The organism is Micromonospora sp. NPDC050695 (assembly GCF_040654415.1).
In the GTDB taxonomy this organism is placed as follows: Bacteria; Actinomycetota; Actinomycetes; order Mycobacteriales; family Micromonosporaceae; genus Micromonospora.
The window spans coordinates 1-17,777 of sequence record NZ_JBFAHZ010000040.1 but is presented as its reverse complement, the minus strand read 5'-3'; the positions used below and the strand labels follow the sequence as shown (position 1 = coordinate 17,777).

Below are 17,777 nucleotides of genomic sequence, written 5' to 3'. Positions count from 1 at the left end.
TGCTCGTCGTAGAGAATCGGGCAGGGTCGGGCGGCCCGAACCGGCCCGGGACCAATGACCCTGATCACCCCGGCCAACCAGCCCTCGCGACCGGGCCGACGCGTGCGACGATGTCGCGCTGATGGACACCGCGAACTCCACCTGGCAGCCGCCGCTGATCTGGCGTGCCGCCCTCCTGCTGGCCCGAGCCCTGGTCGGCCTGCTCGCCCGCCTCGAGGTCAGCGGCGACGTGCCCGCACACCTACGCCGCGGCCCACTCGTGCTGGCCGCCAACCACATCAGCCCGTTCGACCCCGTCGTGATGGCCGCCGCCTGCCAGACCCGCGGCATCGCCCCCCGGATCATGGCGACCGCCGGACTGTTCCGCGCCCCGGTGCTCGGCGCCGCCATGCGTCACGCCGGCCACATCCGCGTCGACCGGGGCACCAGCGCCGTGCACCGGGCCCTCGACGACGCCGCCACCGCCGTCGCCCGAGGGTCGGTGATCCTCATCTACCCCGAGGGGCGCATCGGCCTGGACCCCGGCATGTGGCCCGAACGCGGCAAGACCGGCGCCGCCCGACTCGCCCTGGCCTGCGCCGCCCCCGTCATCCCGGTCGCCCAGTGGGGCTCCCACGAGGTGCTGCCCTACCAGGCGCCCCGGGGCATGCTGCGCGGCGTCGCCCGCGCACTGTGGCGCCGCCCGGTGATCCGGGTGCACTTCGGCACGCCCGTCGACCTGGCCGAGACGACCGCCGCCACCCCGGGGGCGGCCCGCCGGGCCACCGACCGGATCATCGACGCGCTCACCGACACCCTGGCCCCGCTGCGGCCCGACGAACCGGACCTGCCCCGCCACGTCGACCCCGGCCGCCCGAGCGACCCCAGCCGCGCCCACCGCCGCCGCCCAGCCTGAACCAGCACCCCGCCGCCCCCGCGATCGGGTGGGTGCCGGGCATCTCCCGGCACCCGACGCCAGCCCCGGCCATACCATGCGGTGACCCTCACCAGAGGTCACGCGCAGCCGCCCGGGCAGGAAAGCAGGAGATCATGAGCGAGCAGACGGTGCTGATCACCGGCACGTCCACCGGCATCGGGCTGGAGATCGCACTCGGCTGCGCCCGCGCCGGCTGGCGCAGCGTCGCCACCATGCGCGACGTCGGCCGCGCCGAGCGGCTGCGCGCCGCCGCCGACGCCGCCGGGGTCGCCGACCTGATCGACGTACGCCGCCTCGACGTGACCGACCCCGACTCGGTGAGCGCCTGCGTCGAGGAGGTCGTCGGCACGTACGGGCGGCTCGACGCGGTGATCAACAACGCCGGCGCCGGGCATGTCGGCACCCTGGAACAGGACACCGTCGACGACGTGCGGGCCGTCATGGAGGTCAACTTCTTCGGGGTCCTGCACGTCAGCCGGGCCGCCCTGGCGCACCTGCGGGCCAGCCGGGGCCGCCTGATCACCGTCTCCAGCGTCGGCGGGATCGTCGGGCAGCCGTTCAACGAGGCGTACTGCGCCGCGAAGTTCGCCGTCGAGGGGTACATGGAGTCCCTCGCCCCGCTCGCCGCCACCACCGGGGTACGCGTCACCGTCGTCGAGCCGGGCGCGGTGGCCAGCGAGTTCGTCGCCAACATCGGCATCGACTCCGACGCCGCCAGCGCCGCCGCCGGGGTGTACGGGCCGGCGCTGCGCGCGTACCTCGCCCGCACCGGGCAGGCGTTCGCCGCCGCGCAGTCCGCGGCCGACGCCGCTGCGGTGGTGGTCGCCACCCTGACCGACCCGACGCCGCCGGTGCGGGTGCAGACCTCCGACGGCGCCCGGCAGTTCGTCGGCGTCAAGCTCGCCGACCTCGACGGCTCCGCGGTGGCCCGGATGACCGGCGGCTGGCTGGCCTGAACGTCGTCACGCCGGACGACGAAAGTCGCCGGGAGGTCACCCGGCCTCCACCGGCGGCAGGCATACTGCGTCGCGTGCTGACCCGATTCGGCTACCTCGACGCGCCCGCGCCGCTGGCGTTCGCCCACCGTGGCGGCGCCGCAGACGGCGACGAGAACACCACCGAGGCGTTCGCCCGCGCCATCGGGCTCGGCTACCGGTACGTGGAGACCGACGTGCACGCCACCGCCGACGGCGTCGCGGTGATCTTCCACGACCCGACTCTCGCGCGGGTCACCGGCGAACCGGGGCGCATCGCCGACCTGCGCTGGGCCGACCTCGCCTCGGTACGCGTCGGCGGTGCTGCCGTCGTACCCCGCCTCGACGAGGTGCTGGGCGCCTGGCCGCGGGTCCGCTTCAACATCGACGTGAAGGCCGACGGCGGCGTCGAGCCGACGGTCGCCACCGTGACCCAGGTCGGCGCCGCCGACCGGGTGCTGCTCGCCTCGTTCAGCGACGCCCGGCTGACCCGGCTGCGCGCCCTCACCGAGGGACGGGTCGCCACCAGCCTCGGCATGCGCGGGGTCGCCCGGCTGCGGCTGGCCTCCCTGCACGGACGTCCGCTGCGCCTGCCCCCCTCGGTGGTCGCCGCGCAGGTGCCCCCGCGCTACGGGCGGGTGCCCGTGGTGGACCGCCGGTTCCTCGACTACTGCCACCGCCTCGGCCTGCAGGTGCACGTCTGGACGATCGACGAACCCGCCCAGATGCACGACTTACTGGATCGTGGCGTGGATGGCATCATGACCGATCACGTCGGCGTGCTGCGCGACGTCTACCGCAGCCGCGGCCACTGGGCCGCCTGACCATCAAGGACCCCCGATGGCCGAGACCGTGACCCCCACGGTGCACGACACCCCGCCTCCGGCGAGCACTCGCCGGGAGCGGCGCGGCTGGTACATCTACGACTGGGCCAACTCGGCGTTCCAGACCACCGTCATCACGGTGTTCCTGGGCCCGTTCATCACCACCGTCGCCGAGCTGGCCGCCGGGTGCGAGCTGGGCGCGGACACCTGCGACGGGTACGTGCACCCGCTGGGCATCCGGGTGGCGGCGGGGTCGTACTACCCGTACCTGATCTCGCTGTCGGTGTTCCTCACCGTGTTCGTGCTGCCGGTGATCGGGGCGATCGCGGACCGGTCGGCGCACAAGAAGCGGCTGCTCGGCGGCACCGCGTTCACCGGTGCCGGCGCGACCATCGCGATGGCCTTCGTGACCGGCGACCGCTACCTGCTCGGTGGCGCGCTCTTCCTGATCGCCAATATCTCCTTCGGCGCCGCGATCGTGGTGTACAACTCGTTCCTGCCGCAGCTCGGCGGCCCCGACGAGCGCGACGGCATCTCCAGTCGCGGCTGGGCGCTGGGCTACCTGGGCGGCGGGCTGCTGCTGGCGTTCAACCTGGTCGCGGTCACCCGGTTCAGCGAGGACGACAACCCGCAGCGCACCCTGGACCTGGCCCGCTGGTCGATCGTCTCCGCCGGGGTGTGGTGGGCGGTGTTCACCCTGGTGCCGCTGCGCTGGCTGCGGGAACGCCCCAGCGCGGAGGCGGCCCTGGGGCAGCGGGGCAACGTGCTCCTCGACGGGTTCCGGCAACTGGGCCGCACCCTGCGCGAGATCAAGGCGTACCCGCTGACGCTGTTCTTCCTGCTGGCGTTCCTGGTCTACAACGACGGCATCCAGACCGTCATCACCCTGGCCAGCCAGTACGGCACCGAAGAGCTGCGGCTGGAGCAGAGCACCCTGATCGTCACGATCCTGCTGGTGCAGTTCCTCGCATTCGGCGGCGCGTTGAGTCTCGGCGCGCTGGCCCGGCGCATCGGCGCGTGGAAGACCGTGCTGCTCAGCCTGGTTCTCTGGACCGGTGTGATCATCGCCGCGTTCCGGCTTCCCGCCGAGGCGCCGGTGCCGTTCATGGTCCTCGGCGCGGCCATCGGCCTGGTCCTCGGCGGCAGCCAGGCGCTGAGCCGGTCACTGTTCAGCCAGCTCATCCCCGCCGGCAAGGAGGGCGAGTACTACGGCTTCTACGAGATCAGCGACAAGGGCACCAGTTGGCTCGGGCCACTCGCCTTCGGGCTGGTGTTCCAACTCACCGCCTCCTACCGGGTGGGCCTGGTCTCGCTGCTGATCTTCTTCGTGGTCGGGTTCCTGCTCCTGGCGGCCGTGCCGATCCGCCGGGCCATCGTCGCGGCCGGCAACACGCCACCCCGGGTGCTCTGAGCACGCATCCCGCACCCGACAGATCAGGCACGGTCGATCGGCTAGGCTGCCCGACCGTGACTGACGACGCCGCTGCCGCCCCGACCTGCCTGGCCCACCCGTTCCCCGGCCAGCCGCACGCTCCGGCGGGGTGCGCGGCGGCACGCGGTCTTGACGGGCGTCCGGTGCACGCGGCGGCGTTGAAGTTCTTCTGGGGGCCGATGGACTGTGGCAAGTCCACGATGGCGTTGCAGATGAACTACAACCACGCCCGGCAGGGCCGCCGCGGGCTGGTCACCACCCGCATCGACCGGTCGCTGGGCCCGCAGGTCACCACCCGCATCGGCCTGGCCCACGAGGCCATCGAGGTCACCGACGACCTGGACCTGCGGGCTCTCGTGCGGGGCCGGTGGGCCGACGGGGTACGCGTCGACTACCTCATCTGCGACGAGGCGTGCTTCTACACCGTCGAGCACGTCGAGCAGATGGCCGAGCTGGTCGACAGCTACGACGTGGATGTGTTCGCGTTCGGCCTGGCCACCGACTTCCGCTCCAGCCTGTTCCCCGCCGCGCAGCGTCTGTTCGAGCTGGCCGACGAGGTGGCCCGCATCCAGGTCGAGGTGCTCTGCTGGTGCGGCCGGGAGGGGCTGCTCAACGCCCGCGTCGTCGACGGTCGGGTGGTCCGCGAGGGCGCCCAGGTCGTCATCGGCGATACCGTCGACACCGCCGACGTGCGCTACCAGGTGCTGTGCCGCCGGCACTACCGCAGCGGCGACCTCGGCCCCCGCGTCTGACCACTCCCGCCGCCGTCGCCGCGCGGACGGACCCATTGCAGGAACCGTTCGACGTACGCCGCCGGGTCGGGCGTCAAACCCAGCTTCACCGCGTCGGTGTACGCCTCATCGAGCAGGGTCGTCAGCATCAGCACCATCCCGACACGGTCGCCGTGCCAGCGGGAGAGCAGCGACAGGCGTGCGGGCGAACACGGCCAGGGGGCACCGCAGCGCCGGCACCGCCAGTGCGGCAGACCGGGATGGTGTGCTCGCGCGGCCGCCGTCATCCGGTGACCCAGCGGTGCGCGGGGGCGAGGTTGCGGAACACCCGATCGGGTCGCGGCAACGGTGGAACGGGAAACCCGATCGGGTGTTCCGGCGGGAGGCTCGGCGGTTCCGGCTTCTCGGGTTCTGCGGGCTTCGGCGCTTGCGGCACGGCTGTCCCCCTGCGTGTGGTCGGGAAGGGGGCCCGGCCTCGGTGCTCGCCGTCGTGCCAGCCGGGCCCCCGGTCACGACGCGCCCGCGGACAGGGGCCCCTTACCGTCAGTCACGTCGTCTACAAAGAACCTTGCCAGGGGTTGCGGTACGCATACACTCCGTAGCAGGGTTCCTCTGGGACGTTCGGGACGTCAGGAGGGGACGCGATGAATCAGGGACTCATTGCCGCGATGGCTGAGGCGGGAGTAACCGCTGAAAGCCTCGCAGGTCAGGTGGGAGTCGATCCGAAGACCGCCGCGCGTTGGGCCAACCCGGGACGCACGCCGCGCAGCCGGCACCGCGCCGACGTGGCGCGGGTGCTCAGCCGGGACGTAGCCGACCTGTGGCCGGAGGTGATGACGCGACGGGAACCGGTCTGGTTCCGGCCCTGGGTCGACATCGAACGCGAGGCGGTGACGTTGCGGGCCTTTCAACTCGCGTGGATACCCGGTCTGCTGCAAACCGAGGCGTACGCCCGCGCGACCCTGGCCGGCGGCGTGCTGGCGGCAGACAAGGTCGCCGAGCTAGCCGAAGCGCGCGTGAGCCGGCAATCGATCCTGACCCGCGACGGTGGACCTCTGCTGGTCGCCGTGCTCGACGCCGGAGTGCTCAGCCGTCGGGTCGGCGATGATCGCGCCCTCATGGCTGCCCAGCTCGCGCACCTGCTCGCCTACGCCGAACGGGGGACCGTTCAGCTTCACATCGTGCCGGCCGACGCCCCCAGCTACCCCGGGCTGGACGGTCCCTTCACGATCGCGGACATGCCGGACGGGACCCGGGTGGCACACGTCGACAGCCCGGCACGCGCTCAGATCCTCGACCAGCCGGCAGATCTTGTTACGCTCGAACGACGTTGGGAACGCATTCGAGGCGAGGCACTTCCCCGAGGGCGCTCCTTGGAATTTCTCAGAGAAGCGGCAGCATCATGGACATGACCGGCGCGCAGTGGCGTAAGAGCACAAAGAGCGGCGGCAACGGCGGTGACTGCGTCGAGGTCGCCGACAACCTCCCGGGCGTCGTCCTCGTCCGCGACACCAAGAACCGTGACGGCGGCACCCTTTCCTTCACCCCCGCGTCGTGGCGCGGCTTCGTCGCGATGGCGAAGACCGCTCGCTGACCGACCGACCGCAGAGCCCCCGGCGCAGGCCGGGGGCTTCTTGCGTGCCACACCAGCCCCGGCAATGCTCGCGGACCGGCGGGTCAGAACGGGTCACCGCACACCCGCCAGTCGCCACCCTCACGGACCACCGGCAGGCGGCGCTCCTCGCTGATCCCGCCGTCGCGGGTCACCGTCACCGTCACCGTGCCGTGCGGGCGCCCGCTCCTGGTGGCCACCGACACGTCGGTGATCTCGTAGTCGGTGACCATCGGCGGGGTACGCACCCAGCTGGTGAAACCGATCGCGCTCCAGCGGCTGCGCGCGTCCTTGCACAACCGGTCGTACGCGCCGGTGGTGTCGCCGAGGGTCACCTCGTTAAGGAAACCGTCGGCGGTCTCCCGGATCGGGCCGGCGGCCCCACGAACCGTCTGCAGGTTCCAGGCGGCCAGCCCCGCCACCCCGACGCAGCACAGCGCCACGCCGAACCCGGCGAACGCCAGCCCGGTACGCATCGGACGGGTCCGCCGGGCCGGTCGGCTCCACGACTGGCCGGCACCCACGACTACCGACCGTAGAGAACACCATCACGCCGCAGCGGGACAAGTCAGAAATCCGGTGCGCCGGTGCGCCCTGTTCGGACCGGCCACGGATCGTCTACCGTCGGCGCACACCCCCGAGCAGTGCCAGGAGCCGATCGATGAACCGCTTCGTGCAGCCGGTACCACCCCCCGCCGACCCGTACGCCGACGACACCCTGCTGCGGTCCTGGCTGGAACGTCACCTCGGCCCGGCCGGGCACGCCGCCGCGAAGGGCCGCCTCGCCGACCTGGCGGCCGACGTCAGCGGGCCGCTGCGCGCGGCGCACGCCGACGCCGAGGCGCACCCGCCGACGCTGGTCCGCTACGACCCGTGGGGCGCCCGGATCGACCGCATCGACACGTCCGCCGGCTGGCAGGCGCAGCGGGCCGCCGCCGCCCGGCACGCCGTGGTCGCGTTGCCCTACCTGCCGGACGCGCGCGGCACCTGGGGCGCCGCCGCGCGGGTCGTCCAGCACGCCCTGCTGCACCTGTACGGCCCGGAGTCGGCGACGTTCTCCTGCCCGGTGGCGATGGCCGACGGTGCGGCGGCGCTGCTCAGCATGCCCGACGTCGACGCCGTGGTCCGCGACGCGTGGCTGCCCCGGCTGATCGCCACGGACCCGGCCACGGCGATCACCAGCGGGCAGTGGATGACCGAGTCGCAGGGCGGCTCCGACCTGGGCCGATCCAGCACCGTCGGCCGGCCCGCCGCCGACGGGTCGTGGCGGCTGACCGGCCAGAAGTGGTTCTGCTCGGCCGCCGACGCGGCGATGGCGGTGGCGGTGGCCCGACCCGACGGCGCCGGACGGGGCAGCCGGGTGCTCGCCCCGTTCCTGGTGCCCCGCTACGCGGCCGACTCGCCCCTGGCCGACGGGGCCGCCGCCGACGCGCCCGCGCCGGGTGTCACCGTGCACCGGCTCAAGGACAAGCTCGGCACGCGGGCGTTGCCGACGGCCGAGATCGGCCTGCACGACGCGTACGCGCTGCCGCTGGGCGACCCGGCGGTGCCCGGCCTGGTCCGGGCGATGACCCTGGTCGTGGTGACCCGGGTGCACAACGCCGCGGCGGCGGCCGGTGGGATGCGCCGCGGTCTCGCCTACGCCCAGGCGTACGCCGACGTGCGGCACGTCGCGGGCGGCGCGCTGGCGTCCTCGCCACTGCACCGGGCCACCCTGGGCACCCTCGCGGTCGACGCGGCGGGTGCGTTCGCCCTGGCCGGGCACGCGTTCGCGCTGCTCGGACGCGTCGAGGTGGGCGCCGATCCGGCGGCCGCGGCGGAGCTGCGCATCGTGGCACCGCTGGCGAAGCTCGCCACCGGCCGGCTCGCCGTCGGCTCGGCCAGCGAGTACGTGGAGAGCTTCGGCGGGGCCGGCTACGTGGAGGACACCGGGGTGCCCCGGCTGCTGCGCGACGCGCAGGTGCTGCCGATCTGGGAGGGCACCACGAACGTGCTGGCCCTGGACGTGCTGCGCGCGTTGACCCGGGAGGACGCGGGGGCGCCGCTGCTGAGCCGGCTCGCCGCCGCCGTGGACCTGGCCCGGCCGCTGTCGCCGGCGCTGGCCGACACGCTGGCCGTGGCGACCGCGCAGCTGCGGGACACCATCGCCGCGGTGACCGCCGACGCGGGCGCCGAGGCGGTCGTCGCGGGTGCCCGTGGGCTGGCGCTGCGCCTGTCGTACGCGCTGACCACCGCCCTGCTCGTCGAGCACGCCGCCTGGGGTGACGAGCAGGCGGAGCTGGCCGCCCGGCTGTGGGCGCGACGCTGGCTGCGGCACGAGGAGATCGCCGAGGACGCCCACCACCACCTGGACCTGCTCTGCTGAACGGCCGGCGCGAGCGGAGGGCGGGCACCCGTGTCGGTGCTGATCGAGTTGGGCGACACCCGGGGTGCGCCCCCGGACGACGAGCACCGGCCGCCGGCCGGGCCGTCGCCGCGCTGGCGGGTGGCGCTGCTGCTGGCGATGTGTGCCCTGCTCGGCGGTGCCGCCGCGCCGGCGCGGCTGAGCGCCCAGGTGGGGCCGGCACTGCCGAGCCGGGCGATCCTGCTCAGCGCGGGCCCGCTGTTGCTGCTCGTCGATCCGGGGGCCGACCCGCCGACGCTGAGCGCGTACGACACGGCGGCGTCGTACCGCACGCCACGGTGGCGGGTCGGCATGTCGCCGGCCACCGGATGGTCCGCCGAGACCGCCGGCGACCTCCTGCTGATCACCGAACGCGACCAGCTGCGCCGGGCGTCGGCGACGACGGCCCGGTCGGTGCGGACCGGCCTGCCGCTGTGGCGGCGACCCGAGCGGGTGTACGCGGTCGGCGACACGGCGGTGGCGGTCAGCGAGGTGCGCAGCGCGTCCGAGCCGGGGCGGCGGGTGGAGGGGGTGGTGCATGGCGTCGACGCCGGCACCGGCGCCACCCGGTGGTCGGTGCCGGTGCCCTCGACGGCCGTGCTGGAGGTGCTGCCCGATTCGCCCGCGCGGGTGCTGCTGGTGCAGGACGACGGGCTGGCCCGGCTGCTCGACGCGCGTGACGGCAGGGTGCACGGGCAGGGGTCGTTGCCGCCTGCGGACTACGGCCCGGACAACCCGCAGGCCGTCGGCGGGCACCTGGTGCTGCGCCACCCCAGTGGTGCGGGGGTGACGCTGACCGGGTACGACCTGCCCGGCCTGGTGCCGCGCTGGCGGATGCCGGTCGAGGCGGGTGACCTGACGCTGCGGGCCTGTCAGGGTCTGCTCTGCGCGCAGGACCGGGGCGGCCGGTGGGCGTTCGACCCGGGATCCGGGACGCGCGCCTGGACGTGGCCGGCCGGGCAGCGGTGGCGCACGGTGGCGGGCGCCCGGGGTGCCACCGACACGCTGGTGCTGTTCGGGACGGCGGCGGACGGGCGGCGGACCCTGGTCGCGACGGTGGGTCGTGACGGCCCTCGGGTGCGCGGCGTCCTCCCGGCCGGGATCACCGACTGCCGCCGGGCCGGCGCCCGGCTGGTCTGCCGCGAGAGTGCCGCGCGGGTGTCGGTGTGGCCGCTCGACGTGCGTTGACCCACGATGCGCGGCGGGTCGGGAATCGCCGGCGTACCTGACAGTGGCTGGCAGGTACGCCGGGGCAGACTGCCGGCATGACGACAACCGCAGACCTCGCGATGGTCAACCTGGACAGCTCCGACCCGGCCGCGCACGCCGCGTTCTACCACCGGGTGCTGGGCTGGGAGATCACCCACAGGCACACCGAGTACGCCATGATCAGCGGTGGTGGCGTCTCGATCGGCTTCGGGCTGGTCGAGGGCTACCAGCCACCGTCCTGGCCGGACCCGGCCGCCGCCAAGCGCTACCACCTCGACCTCTACGTCGACGACCCGGCGGTGGCCGAGAAGGAGTTCGTCGCGGCCGGTGCGTCGAAGCCGGAGTTCCAGCCCGGCGGCGAACAGTGGGTGGTGCTCATCGACCCGATCGGCCAGCCGTTCTGCATCTGCCCCCGCCCGAAGGGCTGACGCGGCGGTCAGCGCAGGGGGCCACGGGCGACCGCGGCGCGCATCGTCGCCGCATCGGCCGCCGGGACGAATTCCAGCTACCAGGTGGCGCCGGCCGCGGCCAGCTCGCCGAGGTACGCCCGCTCGGCGCGCTCGTCGGGTCGGCGCCGTCGACCGCCGATCGCCACGTCGAACGGTTGACCGTCGGCACGCGTCGGCGGCAGAGCAGCCACCAGCTCGTGCACCTCGTCGGGGGTGAAGTCGGACCAGCCGGCGGTGTCGGTGAGCTTGTACGGCACGATGCCGTCGGCGCGGGCCGCCCGACGTCGTACCGCGCCGGCCTGGGTGCTGCCGCCGACCCAGACCGGCACCCGGGGCGACTGCACCGGGGGCGGCCGCAGCGCCACCTGATCGGCGCGGTAGTGGGTGCCCCGGTGACGGACCCGCTCGCCGCTGAGCAGGTCGGTCAGCGGTCGTCGCCGTCGTAGTGGATCAGATAGTCCTCCAGGAACACGCCGTCCCACCCGGCGTGCTCGGCCAGCTCGCCCAACTCGACGAGGGTGGACACCGCGACGGATCGGAGATCTCCAGACCGTGTCTCATCCGCCGACCCTGGGAAGGGGGTACGACGCTCAGCCGCGTCGCCGCGAGCGCGCCGCCCACACCACGTACGCCGGATCGCGGTCGAGGTTGTGCCGGTCGCGGTCGTAGCGGCGGGTGGTCCGTGGGTCGGCGTGCCCCATCGCGTCCTGCACATCCTCCAGAGGGACGCCCTCGGAGCGGGCGGTGGTGGCGAAGGCGTGGCGTAGGGAGTGCGGGGACAGTCTCGCCCAGGCCGGGATGCCGGCCGAGCGGGCCAGCCGGCGGACCATCCGGAACACCGAGTGTCGGTCGAGCCGGGCACCGCTGGCGGTCACCAGCAGCGGTCCGGTGAGCTGCGGCACCGGCACGCCGGTGGCGGCGGCCCGTTCGGCCAGGTAGGCGTCCACGGCGTACCCGGTGCCGGGGGTGAGGGCGCGGCGGCGCTGCTTGCCGCCCTTGCCGACGAAGCGCACGCTGCGGTGGCCGCGTTCGGTGCCGAGATCGGTCAGGTCCAGCGAGATCAGCTCGCCGACCCGCAGGCCCAGGTCGGCGAGGAGCGCGATGGCGGCCCGGTTGCGCGCGGCGGTTGGGCCGGTCTCCGCGTCGGCGGCGCCGAGCAGCGCGTCGACCTCCTCGGGGGTGAGCCCGACGGTGGCCGAGTGGTCCCGGTCGACGCGGGGACGGTCCGCGCCGGCGACCGGGTTGGCCGGCACCGCGCCGAGCTTGACGAGGAAGTCGTACCAGCTGGACAGCGCGGAGAGCCGACGCGCCACGGTGGCGGGGGTCAGCGGTCGGCCGCTGCGCGCCCCGATGGTGGACTCCAACGCCCGGGCGTACTCGTTGACATGCAGGAACGTGGCCCGCAGCGGATCGAGGTCGCGGCCGGCGCACCAGGTGAGCCAGCCGGTGACGTCCCGCCGGTACGCGTCGCGGGTGTGCTCGGACAGCCGCCGGTTGCGCAGCCACGCCTCGGTGACGTCGACCGGCCCGCCGGGCAGGGCGGGGCGGGCGGCGGGGCGGACGAGCACCGGAGCGTCGGAGGAGACCATGTGAAAAATGTTCTCAGGCTCGGATGGGTTGGCGGTGCAGGCGCGCCGAGGCCGGGCGCTACCGCATCCGCACCGGCAAGAACACCGGCTTCGGCCGATCCCGTCCCAGGTCTTCGCGATCAACCAGGCCTGCCTCCAGTTGGCCGCGCGGTAGTTTCCCGCGAAAAACAACTCCAGCGCTGGTCAAGGCGACCCTGCTCGGACGTCTGGAGCCCGGCATGATCAGCCCGTGTGACCAGCGCTGGAGTTGTTTATGGTCTGGAAACTACGGACGGGTCCACTCCCAACTGACACACGGTCTTAGGGCAGCCCTTCACCAAGGGCGAGGGCCCCCAGTCACCGACCATCTGTTGCGGCCAAATGGGAACGCATTCGATAGACGGGAAAGGCGGCCGCCAGCACCTGCCTCAGGCCCACCACCCCGCGCTTTGCCAAACACTGTCCGTTGAGATCGGCTCGCAGCAGCAGCCGCCACCCGAGCCTGGCGGCGCGCTTCTGCAGCTCGGATGCGAGCTTGAACCGCCGCCTCGTCGGCTAGCTCTCTAAAGGCTTCGCGACCTGTCTGAGCATGTCGGCTTGACCGTTTTGTCCGCTCGGGGTGGGTGCGGAGGTGCCGGGCCGAGGGTTTCACCCTCGGCGCGCCCGCCGGCTCACCTGGCCGGCGACCACCCCGCAACCGGCCGAACCTGTCGCCGCCCGCTGAGGCGTCACATCGGGTCGGTGCGCAGCCGCGCGTGCAGGTGCATGTCGTGCCAGCCGTCGGCGTGCCGCACCGACCCGCGCAGCACACCCTCCACGGTGAACCCGGCCCGCGCGGCCACCCGGCACGACGCCGCGTTGGCGGTCGAATGCTCCAGGGCCAGCCGGTGCAGCCCGGCGCGCGTGAAGCTCCACCGGGTCAGCGTCCGCGCCGCCGCGGCGGCGACACCCCGGCCACGGGCGGTGGGCAACACCCAGTACGACAGGTGCGCCGACGCCTCGCTGAGCAGCACACCCCGCCACCCCACCTGACCGACCGGCCGGTCGTCGGCGTCGACGATCGCCCAGCTGGCGGCCGTCTCGGCACGCCACCGGCCGGCCCACTGCGCCGTCCACGCCCGCGCCTCGTCGTCGCCGTCGAAGCGGCGCACATGCCACCGCTGGATGTCCGGGCAGTCGAAGGCGACCCGGACGAGCGGGGCATCGCCGTCACGCCACGGTCGCAACGCCAACCCGGGGCGTACCGGAAGGTGGGGCTGCTCCTGCCCGCCGACGCTCCCGGCGGGCAGGGCAGGCGCGACGAGCAGCGGCATCGTCCCAGTATCGCGGCTGGCCTCACTCGCCGGTCGGGCCGCCGGCGAGTTCGGCGACCACGTCGAGGTGGCCGAGGTGACGGGCGTACTCCTGCACCAGGTGGAACAGCACACGCTCCAGCGACGCCGGTTCGGCACCGTTCCACCGCGGGCCCGGCGCCCCGACCTGCGCCAGGTCGTGGCCCGTCACCACGGAGCTGGTGTGCGCGCCCTGCGCGCGCAGTGCCGCCACCAGGTCCGCGCGGGTCTCCTCGGGCGCCACGTACCAGCGCTCCCCACGACGGTCACCCCACGGCTCGGCGACCTGCCGGCCCTGAAAGCCCCACTCGATCCAGCGCAGCTCGACGTGGCGCAGGTGCGTGAGCAGCTCCAGCGGCGTCCAGCCCGACGGCAGCCGGCTGCGCCGCACCTCCGTCTCGTCCAACGCCGACACCTTGGCCAGCACGGACTCCCGGAAGTAGTCCAGGTAGCGCAGAAAGACCTCGCTGCGACTGCCGGCCGCCGCGGTGGGCTCGGGAAACGGGATCACGGTGCGGTCGGCAGGTCGCGGCCGCGCTGGCGCACCCCCGCGCCGCCGTACGGGTAGTCACCCACGGGCGGGGCGCTCGCCTCGTCCAGCAGCCGCATCTGCTCGGCGTCGAGGACCAGGTCGGCGGCGGTCAGGTTGTCGTCGAGCTGCTCGATGGTGCGCGCGCCGAGGATCACCGAGGTGACCGCCGGTCGGGCCGCCAGCCAGGCCAACGCCACCGCCGACATGGACACGCCACGTTCCCCGGCGACCTGGCCGACCGCGTCGAGTACCCGCCAGGTGCGCTCGTCGGCGTTGCGACCCGCGTACGCCTCGACGCCGCGCTGCGGGTTCTCACCGAGGCGGGTGGCGCCGGTGGGCGTGCTGTCGCGCTGGTACTTGCCGGTCAGCCAGCCGCCGCCCAGCGGCGACCATGGCAGGATGCCGATGCCCTCGTTCTCGCAGACCGGCACCAGCTCGAACTCGATCTCGCGGGCCAGCAGGTTGTACTGCGGTTGCAGCGTCACCACCGGGGTGAGGTTGAGGTGCTGGGTGAGCAGGGCCGCCTTCTGCAACTGCCAGCCGGTGAAGTTGCTGACCCCGGCGTAGCGGATCTTGCCGGCGCGGACCGCGTCGTCGAAGAACCGCAGCGTCTCCGGCAGCGGGGTCAGCGGATCCCAGGCATGCGCCTGGTACAGGTCGACGGCCTCGACACGGAGCCGCCGCAGGCTGGCGTCCAGGGCGCGGGTGAGGTGCACCCGGGACAGGCCGGCGTCGTTCGCGCCGGGACCCATCGGGAAGCGGCCCTTGGTGGCGATCACCAGGCGGTCCCGCACGCCCGGCCGTTCCGACAGCCACCGCCCGACGATCTCCTCGGAGATGCCGGCGGAGTAGACGTCAGCGGTGTCGATGAAGGTCCCGCCGGCGTCGACGAAGCGGTCGAGCTGCGCGAAGGTGCCCGCCTCGTCGGTCTCGGCGCCGAAGGTCATCGTGCCCAGACACAGGGTCGACACCACCGTGCCGGTGGCGCCCAGAGTGCGATATCGCATGTCGTCCTTCCGGTCCGAGTGACGAAGCTGATCTTCGCACCCGGCCGGGGCACCTGCACCCGGAGGCTCGCGGGCACCCGCGCGGTGGCCACGGGGGCGATGATGGGCGGGTGAGCGAGTCCGCGATCGGCATCGACCGACCTCACCAACCGGCCCAGCCCTTACCGGGTCGGCCACCGCAGCCCGGCCCGCGCGCGCTCGGCCCGTGGCTGGCGGTCGCGGCGACCAGCCTGACGTTGCTGCTGCTCGCCGGCCGCTACGGCTACCACCGCGACGAGCTGTACTTTTTGCTCGCCGGCCGACACCTCGACTGGGGCTACGTCGACCAGGGTCCGCTGGTTCCGGCGCTGGCCCGGCTGCTCGACACGATCGCGCCGGGCAACCTGGTGCTGCTGCGTACCCCCTCGGCGGTGCTCGCCGGCGTGGCGGTGCTCCTGGTCGCCGCCATCGCCCGGGAACTGGGCGCCGGCCGGGGCGGGCAGAGTTTCGCGGCGGTGCTCGCCGCGTTGTCCGGCATCGTCCTCGCCGGCGGGCACCTGCTCAGCACCACCACCGTCGACCTGCTGGCCTGGCTGGCCGCGGCCTGGTGCGCGGTACGGCTGCTGCGCACCGGTGACAGCCGTTGGGCGCTCGGTATCGGGCTGGCGCTCGGCGTGGGCATGCTCAACAAGCTGCTGCCCGCCCTGCTGGCCGTGGGTCTCATCGCCGGGGTGCTCATCGCCGGGCCGCGTCGGCTGCTGCGCGACCGGTGGGTGCTCGCCGCCGCCGGGGTCGCCGTGCTGCTGGCCACACCGAACCTGATCTGGCAGGCGACGCACGGCTTCCCGCAGCTCGGAGTGGCGGCCTCCATCTCCGAGGGCGACAGCTCCTACAGCGGTCGCCTCGACGCGTTCGTCCTCCAGTTCGTCATCATCAGCCCGTACGCCGTGCCGATCTGGATCGCCGGTCTCGTCGCGCTGCTGCGCCGGCCGGTGTGGCGGGCGTACCGGGCGGTGGGCTGGGCCTGGCTGGTCGTGATCGGCGTCGTGCTGATCGCCGGCGGCAAGGGTTACTACGACGCGCCGCTGCTGCTGGTCCTGACCGCCGCCGGCGCGGTCGTGACGGTGGCGTGGGCCTCGCGCGGGTCGGTCCTGCTCCGTCGGGGACTGCTCGCGGTGGGCGCGGTGCCGTTCCTCCTGCCCACCGTGGTTCTGCTGCTGCCGGTGCTGCCGGCCGAGCGGTTGCCCGGTTTCGTGGTCGACGTCAACTACGACGCCGCTGAGACGATCGGCTGGCCGGCGTTCGCCGACTCTCTCGCCGCCGTCCATCGTGGCCTGCCGGCGCAGGAGCGTTCGCGAGCGGTCATCCTCACCGGCAACTACGGCGAGGCCGGTGCCGTGGCCCGGTACGGTCCGGCCCGTGGCCTGCCCCGCGCCTATTCGGGGCACAACAGCATGGCCGACTTCGGCCGACCGCCGGCCGACGCGGACGTGGTGGTCGCCGTCGGCTGGGAGCGCCCCGACCGGTTGACCGCCTGGTTCGACGCGTGCGCGCTCGCCGGGCGGGTGGACCAGCGGGTCGAGGTGGACAACGACGAGAACGGCGGCCCGATCTACGTGTGCCGGGGGCTGCGGCGTCCGTGGGCGCAGATCTGGGACACCGAGGTACGCCACACGGGCTGACCCGTGCTCAACCGTCCTTGTCGCCGCCGAGCCAGGCGCTGACGCTGACCAGGGCCTCGGGGCCGGAGTCGACGTCGACGTCGCGGGCCAGGTCGGCGATCGTGACCCCGGCGAGCGCCTGGCGCCACGCGTCCTCCGCCGCCCACATGGCGCGGGCGATCGGGCACGGGCTGGTGCAGGCGGCGGCCGGGGTGGACAGCGGGCCGCGCTGGCGGATCTCCGTGCAGACGAACGTGGGGCCGGGGCCGTCGACGGCCCGGACCACGTCGAGCAGACCCGCGCTCCGGAGAGCAGACGGCCGGACACGACGCCGTGCCGCTCTCACCATCCACCGGAGTGGATCTCCTCACCGGGCAGGGCCTGGCCGACGCCCTCACCGGCGCCGACGTCGTCGTCAACCTGACGAACTCGCCGACCTTCGACGACGCCTCCCCCGCCTTCTTCCAGACGACCATGGACGACCTGCTCGCCGCCGCCGCGAACGCGGGCGTGGGCCACGCCGTGGTGCTGTCCATCGTCGGCGTCGACGAGGTGCCCGACCTGGCCTACTACCGCGCCAAGGTCCTGCAGGAGGACCTCCTCAAGGCCGGCCCCATCCCGTACTCGATCGTCCGCGCCACCCAGTTCTTCGAGTTCGTCGACGCGATCCTGTCCTGGACCGCCGACGAGAACACCGTCCGGCTGCCCGCCACCCCAGTGCAGCCGATGGCCGCCGCCGACGTGGCACAGGCCGTCGCCGACGTCAGCATGGGCGCCCCTCTGGGCGGCGTCCGCAACGTCGCCGGCCCGGACGTCTTCGGCCTCGACGACCTGGGGCGGATCACCCTCGCCGCCCACGGCGACCAGCGCACCGTCACCACCGACAACAGCGCCGGCATGTTCGCCGCCGTACCCGGCGACGCCCTCATCGCTCCCGACGGCGCCGTGATCGCCCCCACCGCCTACCGGGACTGGTGCCGGCGGTCGCCCAGCCAGGCGCGCCGATAGCCGCCGCCGGCCGCTCAACCCATGAACCTCTTAGTGCGCTCACGGGTTGAGCGGCCGGTTTGCATCGCTAAGTGGTCCGCTCCGTAAATCCTTCGGGGGTTATGCGGTCAGGGCCAGTGCGGCAGGCTGGTGATCGCAGCCGGTGGGTTGCTGGGGGTTCT

At 73.6% G+C, this 17,777-nt stretch carries 20 protein-coding genes; 12 read left to right on the top strand and 8 right to left on the bottom strand.

Annotated elements, in window-relative coordinates:
* The first annotated feature begins 121 nt into the window (after positions 1-121).
* The 5 genes from AB0H52_RS24145 (at position 122) to AB0H52_RS24125 (ending at position 4,898) form a co-directional block, all read left to right on the top strand.
* Positions 122-895, top strand: a complete 774-nt coding sequence (locus AB0H52_RS24145; RefSeq protein WP_278122642.1) for a lysophospholipid acyltransferase family protein — start codon at positions 122-124, stop codon at positions 893-895.
* A 134-nt stretch (positions 896-1,029) separates the two neighbouring features.
* Positions 1,030-1,872, top strand: coding sequence for an SDR family NAD(P)-dependent oxidoreductase (locus AB0H52_RS24140; protein WP_357950131.1), 843 nt, complete (start codon positions 1,030-1,032; stop codon positions 1,870-1,872).
* Between the two features lie 74 nt (positions 1,873-1,946).
* On the top strand, positions 1,947-2,714 hold the full coding sequence (locus tag AB0H52_RS24135; protein WP_151491735.1) for a glycerophosphodiester phosphodiesterase: 768 nt from the start codon (positions 1,947-1,949) through the stop codon (positions 2,712-2,714).
* Positions 2,715-2,730: 16 nt separating this feature from the next.
* Positions 2,731-4,125, top strand: a complete 1,395-nt coding sequence (locus AB0H52_RS24130) for an MFS transporter (RefSeq protein ID WP_151491736.1) — start codon at positions 2,731-2,733, stop codon at positions 4,123-4,125.
* Between the two features lie 164 nt (positions 4,126-4,289).
* Positions 4,290-4,898 carry a thymidine kinase gene (locus AB0H52_RS24125; RefSeq protein ID WP_225854687.1) on the top strand — a complete coding sequence of 203 codons (609 nt, stop codon included), beginning with the start codon at positions 4,290-4,292 and terminating at the stop codon, positions 4,896-4,898.
* Here AB0H52_RS24125 and AB0H52_RS24120 read toward each other — a convergent pair.
* Entirely contained in the window at positions 4,865-5,035 is a 171-nt protein-coding gene (locus AB0H52_RS24120; RefSeq protein WP_192580401.1) for a hypothetical protein, read from the bottom strand. The two genes, AB0H52_RS24125 and AB0H52_RS24120, sit on opposite strands and share 34 nt — an antisense overlap.
* Before the next feature lie 486 nt (positions 5,036-5,521).
* Between AB0H52_RS24120 and AB0H52_RS24115 the strand changes: the two genes are divergently transcribed.
* Complete coding sequence (locus AB0H52_RS24115) at positions 5,522-6,289, top strand: DUF5753 domain-containing protein (RefSeq protein WP_357950128.1); 768 nt, start codon at positions 5,522-5,524, stop codon at positions 6,287-6,289.
* Positions 6,286-6,471, top strand: a complete 186-nt coding sequence (locus AB0H52_RS24110; RefSeq protein WP_151491739.1) for a DUF397 domain-containing protein — start codon at positions 6,286-6,288, stop codon at positions 6,469-6,471. Before AB0H52_RS24115 ends, AB0H52_RS24110 begins: the two co-directional genes overlap by 4 nt.
* An 83-nt stretch (positions 6,472-6,554) precedes the next feature.
* Here AB0H52_RS24110 and AB0H52_RS24105 read toward each other — a convergent pair whose 3' ends face one another.
* Entirely contained in the window at positions 6,555-6,965 is a 411-nt protein-coding gene (locus AB0H52_RS24105; protein ID WP_151491750.1) for a hypothetical protein, read from the bottom strand.
* Positions 6,966-7,150: 185 nt separating this feature from the next.
* Here AB0H52_RS24105 and AB0H52_RS24100 point away from each other — a divergent pair, with 185 nt between their 5' ends.
* The 3 genes from AB0H52_RS24100 (at position 7,151) to AB0H52_RS24090 (ending at position 10,509) form a co-directional block, all read left to right on the top strand.
* On the top strand, positions 7,151-8,854 hold the full coding sequence (locus AB0H52_RS24100; RefSeq protein WP_357950125.1) for an acyl-CoA dehydrogenase family protein: 1,704 nt from the start codon (positions 7,151-7,153) through the stop codon (positions 8,852-8,854).
* 30 nt (positions 8,855-8,884) lie between these two features.
* On the top strand, positions 8,885-10,060 hold the full coding sequence (locus AB0H52_RS24095; protein ID WP_151491741.1) for a hypothetical protein: 1,176 nt from the start codon (positions 8,885-8,887) through the stop codon (positions 10,058-10,060).
* 77 nt (positions 10,061-10,137) lie between these two features.
* The gene (locus AB0H52_RS24090; protein WP_151491742.1) at positions 10,138-10,509 is read left to right on the top strand and encodes a VOC family protein; all 372 of its coding nucleotides are present in this window, start codon (positions 10,138-10,140) and stop codon (positions 10,507-10,509) included.
* A gap of 77 nt (positions 10,510-10,586) precedes the next feature.
* Here AB0H52_RS24090 and AB0H52_RS24085 read toward each other — a convergent pair whose 3' ends face one another.
* The 5 genes from AB0H52_RS24085 to AB0H52_RS24065 form a co-directional block, all read right to left on the bottom strand.
* The gene (locus AB0H52_RS24085; RefSeq protein ID WP_255473720.1) at positions 10,587-10,895 is read right to left on the bottom strand and encodes a hypothetical protein; all 309 of its coding nucleotides are present in this window, start codon (positions 10,893-10,895) and stop codon (positions 10,587-10,589) included.
* Between the two features lie 225 nt (positions 10,896-11,120).
* The gene (locus AB0H52_RS24080; protein WP_151491744.1) at positions 11,121-12,119 is read right to left on the bottom strand and encodes a tyrosine-type recombinase/integrase; all 999 of its coding nucleotides are present in this window, start codon (positions 12,117-12,119) and stop codon (positions 11,121-11,123) included.
* A gap of 707 nt (positions 12,120-12,826) precedes the next feature.
* Positions 12,827-13,411, bottom strand: coding sequence for a GNAT family N-acetyltransferase (locus AB0H52_RS24075; protein WP_151491745.1), 585 nt, complete (start codon positions 13,409-13,411; stop codon positions 12,827-12,829).
* Between the two features lie 22 nt (positions 13,412-13,433).
* A complete protein-coding gene (locus AB0H52_RS24070; RefSeq protein ID WP_151491746.1) occupies positions 13,434-13,940 on the bottom strand; it encodes a DUF664 domain-containing protein in 507 nt (168 codons plus the stop codon).
* Complete coding sequence (locus AB0H52_RS24065) at positions 13,937-14,968, bottom strand: aldo/keto reductase (protein WP_357950119.1); 1,032 nt, start codon at positions 14,966-14,968, stop codon at positions 13,937-13,939. Before AB0H52_RS24065 ends, AB0H52_RS24070 begins: the two co-directional genes overlap by 4 nt.
* A 110-nt stretch (positions 14,969-15,078) precedes the next feature.
* Between AB0H52_RS24065 and AB0H52_RS24060 the strand changes: the two genes are divergently transcribed.
* A complete protein-coding gene (locus AB0H52_RS24060; RefSeq protein WP_151491748.1) occupies positions 15,079-16,629 on the top strand; it encodes a glycosyltransferase family 39 protein in 1,551 nt (516 codons plus the stop codon).
* 7 nt (positions 16,630-16,636) lie between these two features.
* Here AB0H52_RS24060 and AB0H52_RS24055 read toward each other — a convergent pair whose 3' ends face one another.
* Positions 16,637-16,957 carry an Rrf2 family transcriptional regulator gene (locus AB0H52_RS24055; RefSeq protein ID WP_192580403.1) on the bottom strand — a complete coding sequence of 107 codons (321 nt, stop codon included), beginning with the start codon at positions 16,955-16,957 and terminating at the stop codon, positions 16,637-16,639.
* Positions 16,958-16,965: 8 nt separating this feature from the next.
* On the opposite strand from AB0H52_RS24055, the gene AB0H52_RS24050 reads away from it, so the two are divergent.
* Positions 16,966-17,616, top strand: coding sequence for an NAD(P)H-binding protein (locus AB0H52_RS24050; RefSeq protein ID WP_225854686.1), 651 nt, complete (start codon positions 16,966-16,968; stop codon positions 17,614-17,616).
* Positions 17,617-17,777 lie beyond the last annotated feature (161 nt).

What these genes read in the sequence shown, in the direction of transcription:
- AB0H52_RS24120 (WP_192580401.1), bottom strand. Translation starts at nt 5,035, where the DNA reads ATGGTGCTGATGCTGACGACCCTGCTCGATGAGGCGTACACCGACGCG.
- AB0H52_RS24100 (WP_357950125.1), top strand. Translation starts at nt 7,151, where the DNA reads ATGAACCGCTTCGTGCAGCCGGTACCACCCCCCGCCGACCCGTACGCC.
- AB0H52_RS24145 (WP_278122642.1), top strand. Translation starts at nt 122, where the DNA reads ATGGACACCGCGAACTCCACCTGGCAGCCGCCGCTGATCTGGCGTGCC.
- AB0H52_RS24115 (WP_357950128.1), top strand. Translation starts at nt 5,522, where the DNA reads ATGAATCAGGGACTCATTGCCGCGATGGCTGAGGCGGGAGTAACCGCT.
- AB0H52_RS24055 (WP_192580403.1), bottom strand. Translation starts at nt 16,957, where the DNA reads ATGGTGAGAGCGGCACGGCGTCGTGTCCGGCCGTCTGCTCTCCGGAGC.
- AB0H52_RS24080 (WP_151491744.1), bottom strand. Translation starts at nt 12,119, where the DNA reads ATGGTCTCCTCCGACGCTCCGGTGCTCGTCCGCCCCGCCGCCCGCCCC.
- AB0H52_RS24140 (WP_357950131.1), top strand. Translation starts at nt 1,030, where the DNA reads ATGAGCGAGCAGACGGTGCTGATCACCGGCACGTCCACCGGCATCGGG.
- AB0H52_RS24130 (WP_151491736.1), top strand. Translation starts at nt 2,731, where the DNA reads ATGGCCGAGACCGTGACCCCCACGGTGCACGACACCCCGCCTCCGGCG.
- AB0H52_RS24065 (WP_357950119.1), bottom strand. Translation starts at nt 14,968, where the DNA reads ATGCGATATCGCACTCTGGGCGCCACCGGCACGGTGGTGTCGACCCTG.
- AB0H52_RS24105 (WP_151491750.1), bottom strand. Translation starts at nt 6,965, where the DNA reads ATGCGTACCGGGCTGGCGTTCGCCGGGTTCGGCGTGGCGCTGTGCTGC.
- AB0H52_RS24075 (WP_151491745.1), bottom strand. Translation starts at nt 13,411, where the DNA reads ATGCCGCTGCTCGTCGCGCCTGCCCTGCCCGCCGGGAGCGTCGGCGGG.
- AB0H52_RS24090 (WP_151491742.1), top strand. Translation starts at nt 10,138, where the DNA reads ATGACGACAACCGCAGACCTCGCGATGGTCAACCTGGACAGCTCCGAC.
- AB0H52_RS24110 (WP_151491739.1), top strand. Translation starts at nt 6,286, where the DNA reads ATGACCGGCGCGCAGTGGCGTAAGAGCACAAAGAGCGGCGGCAACGGC.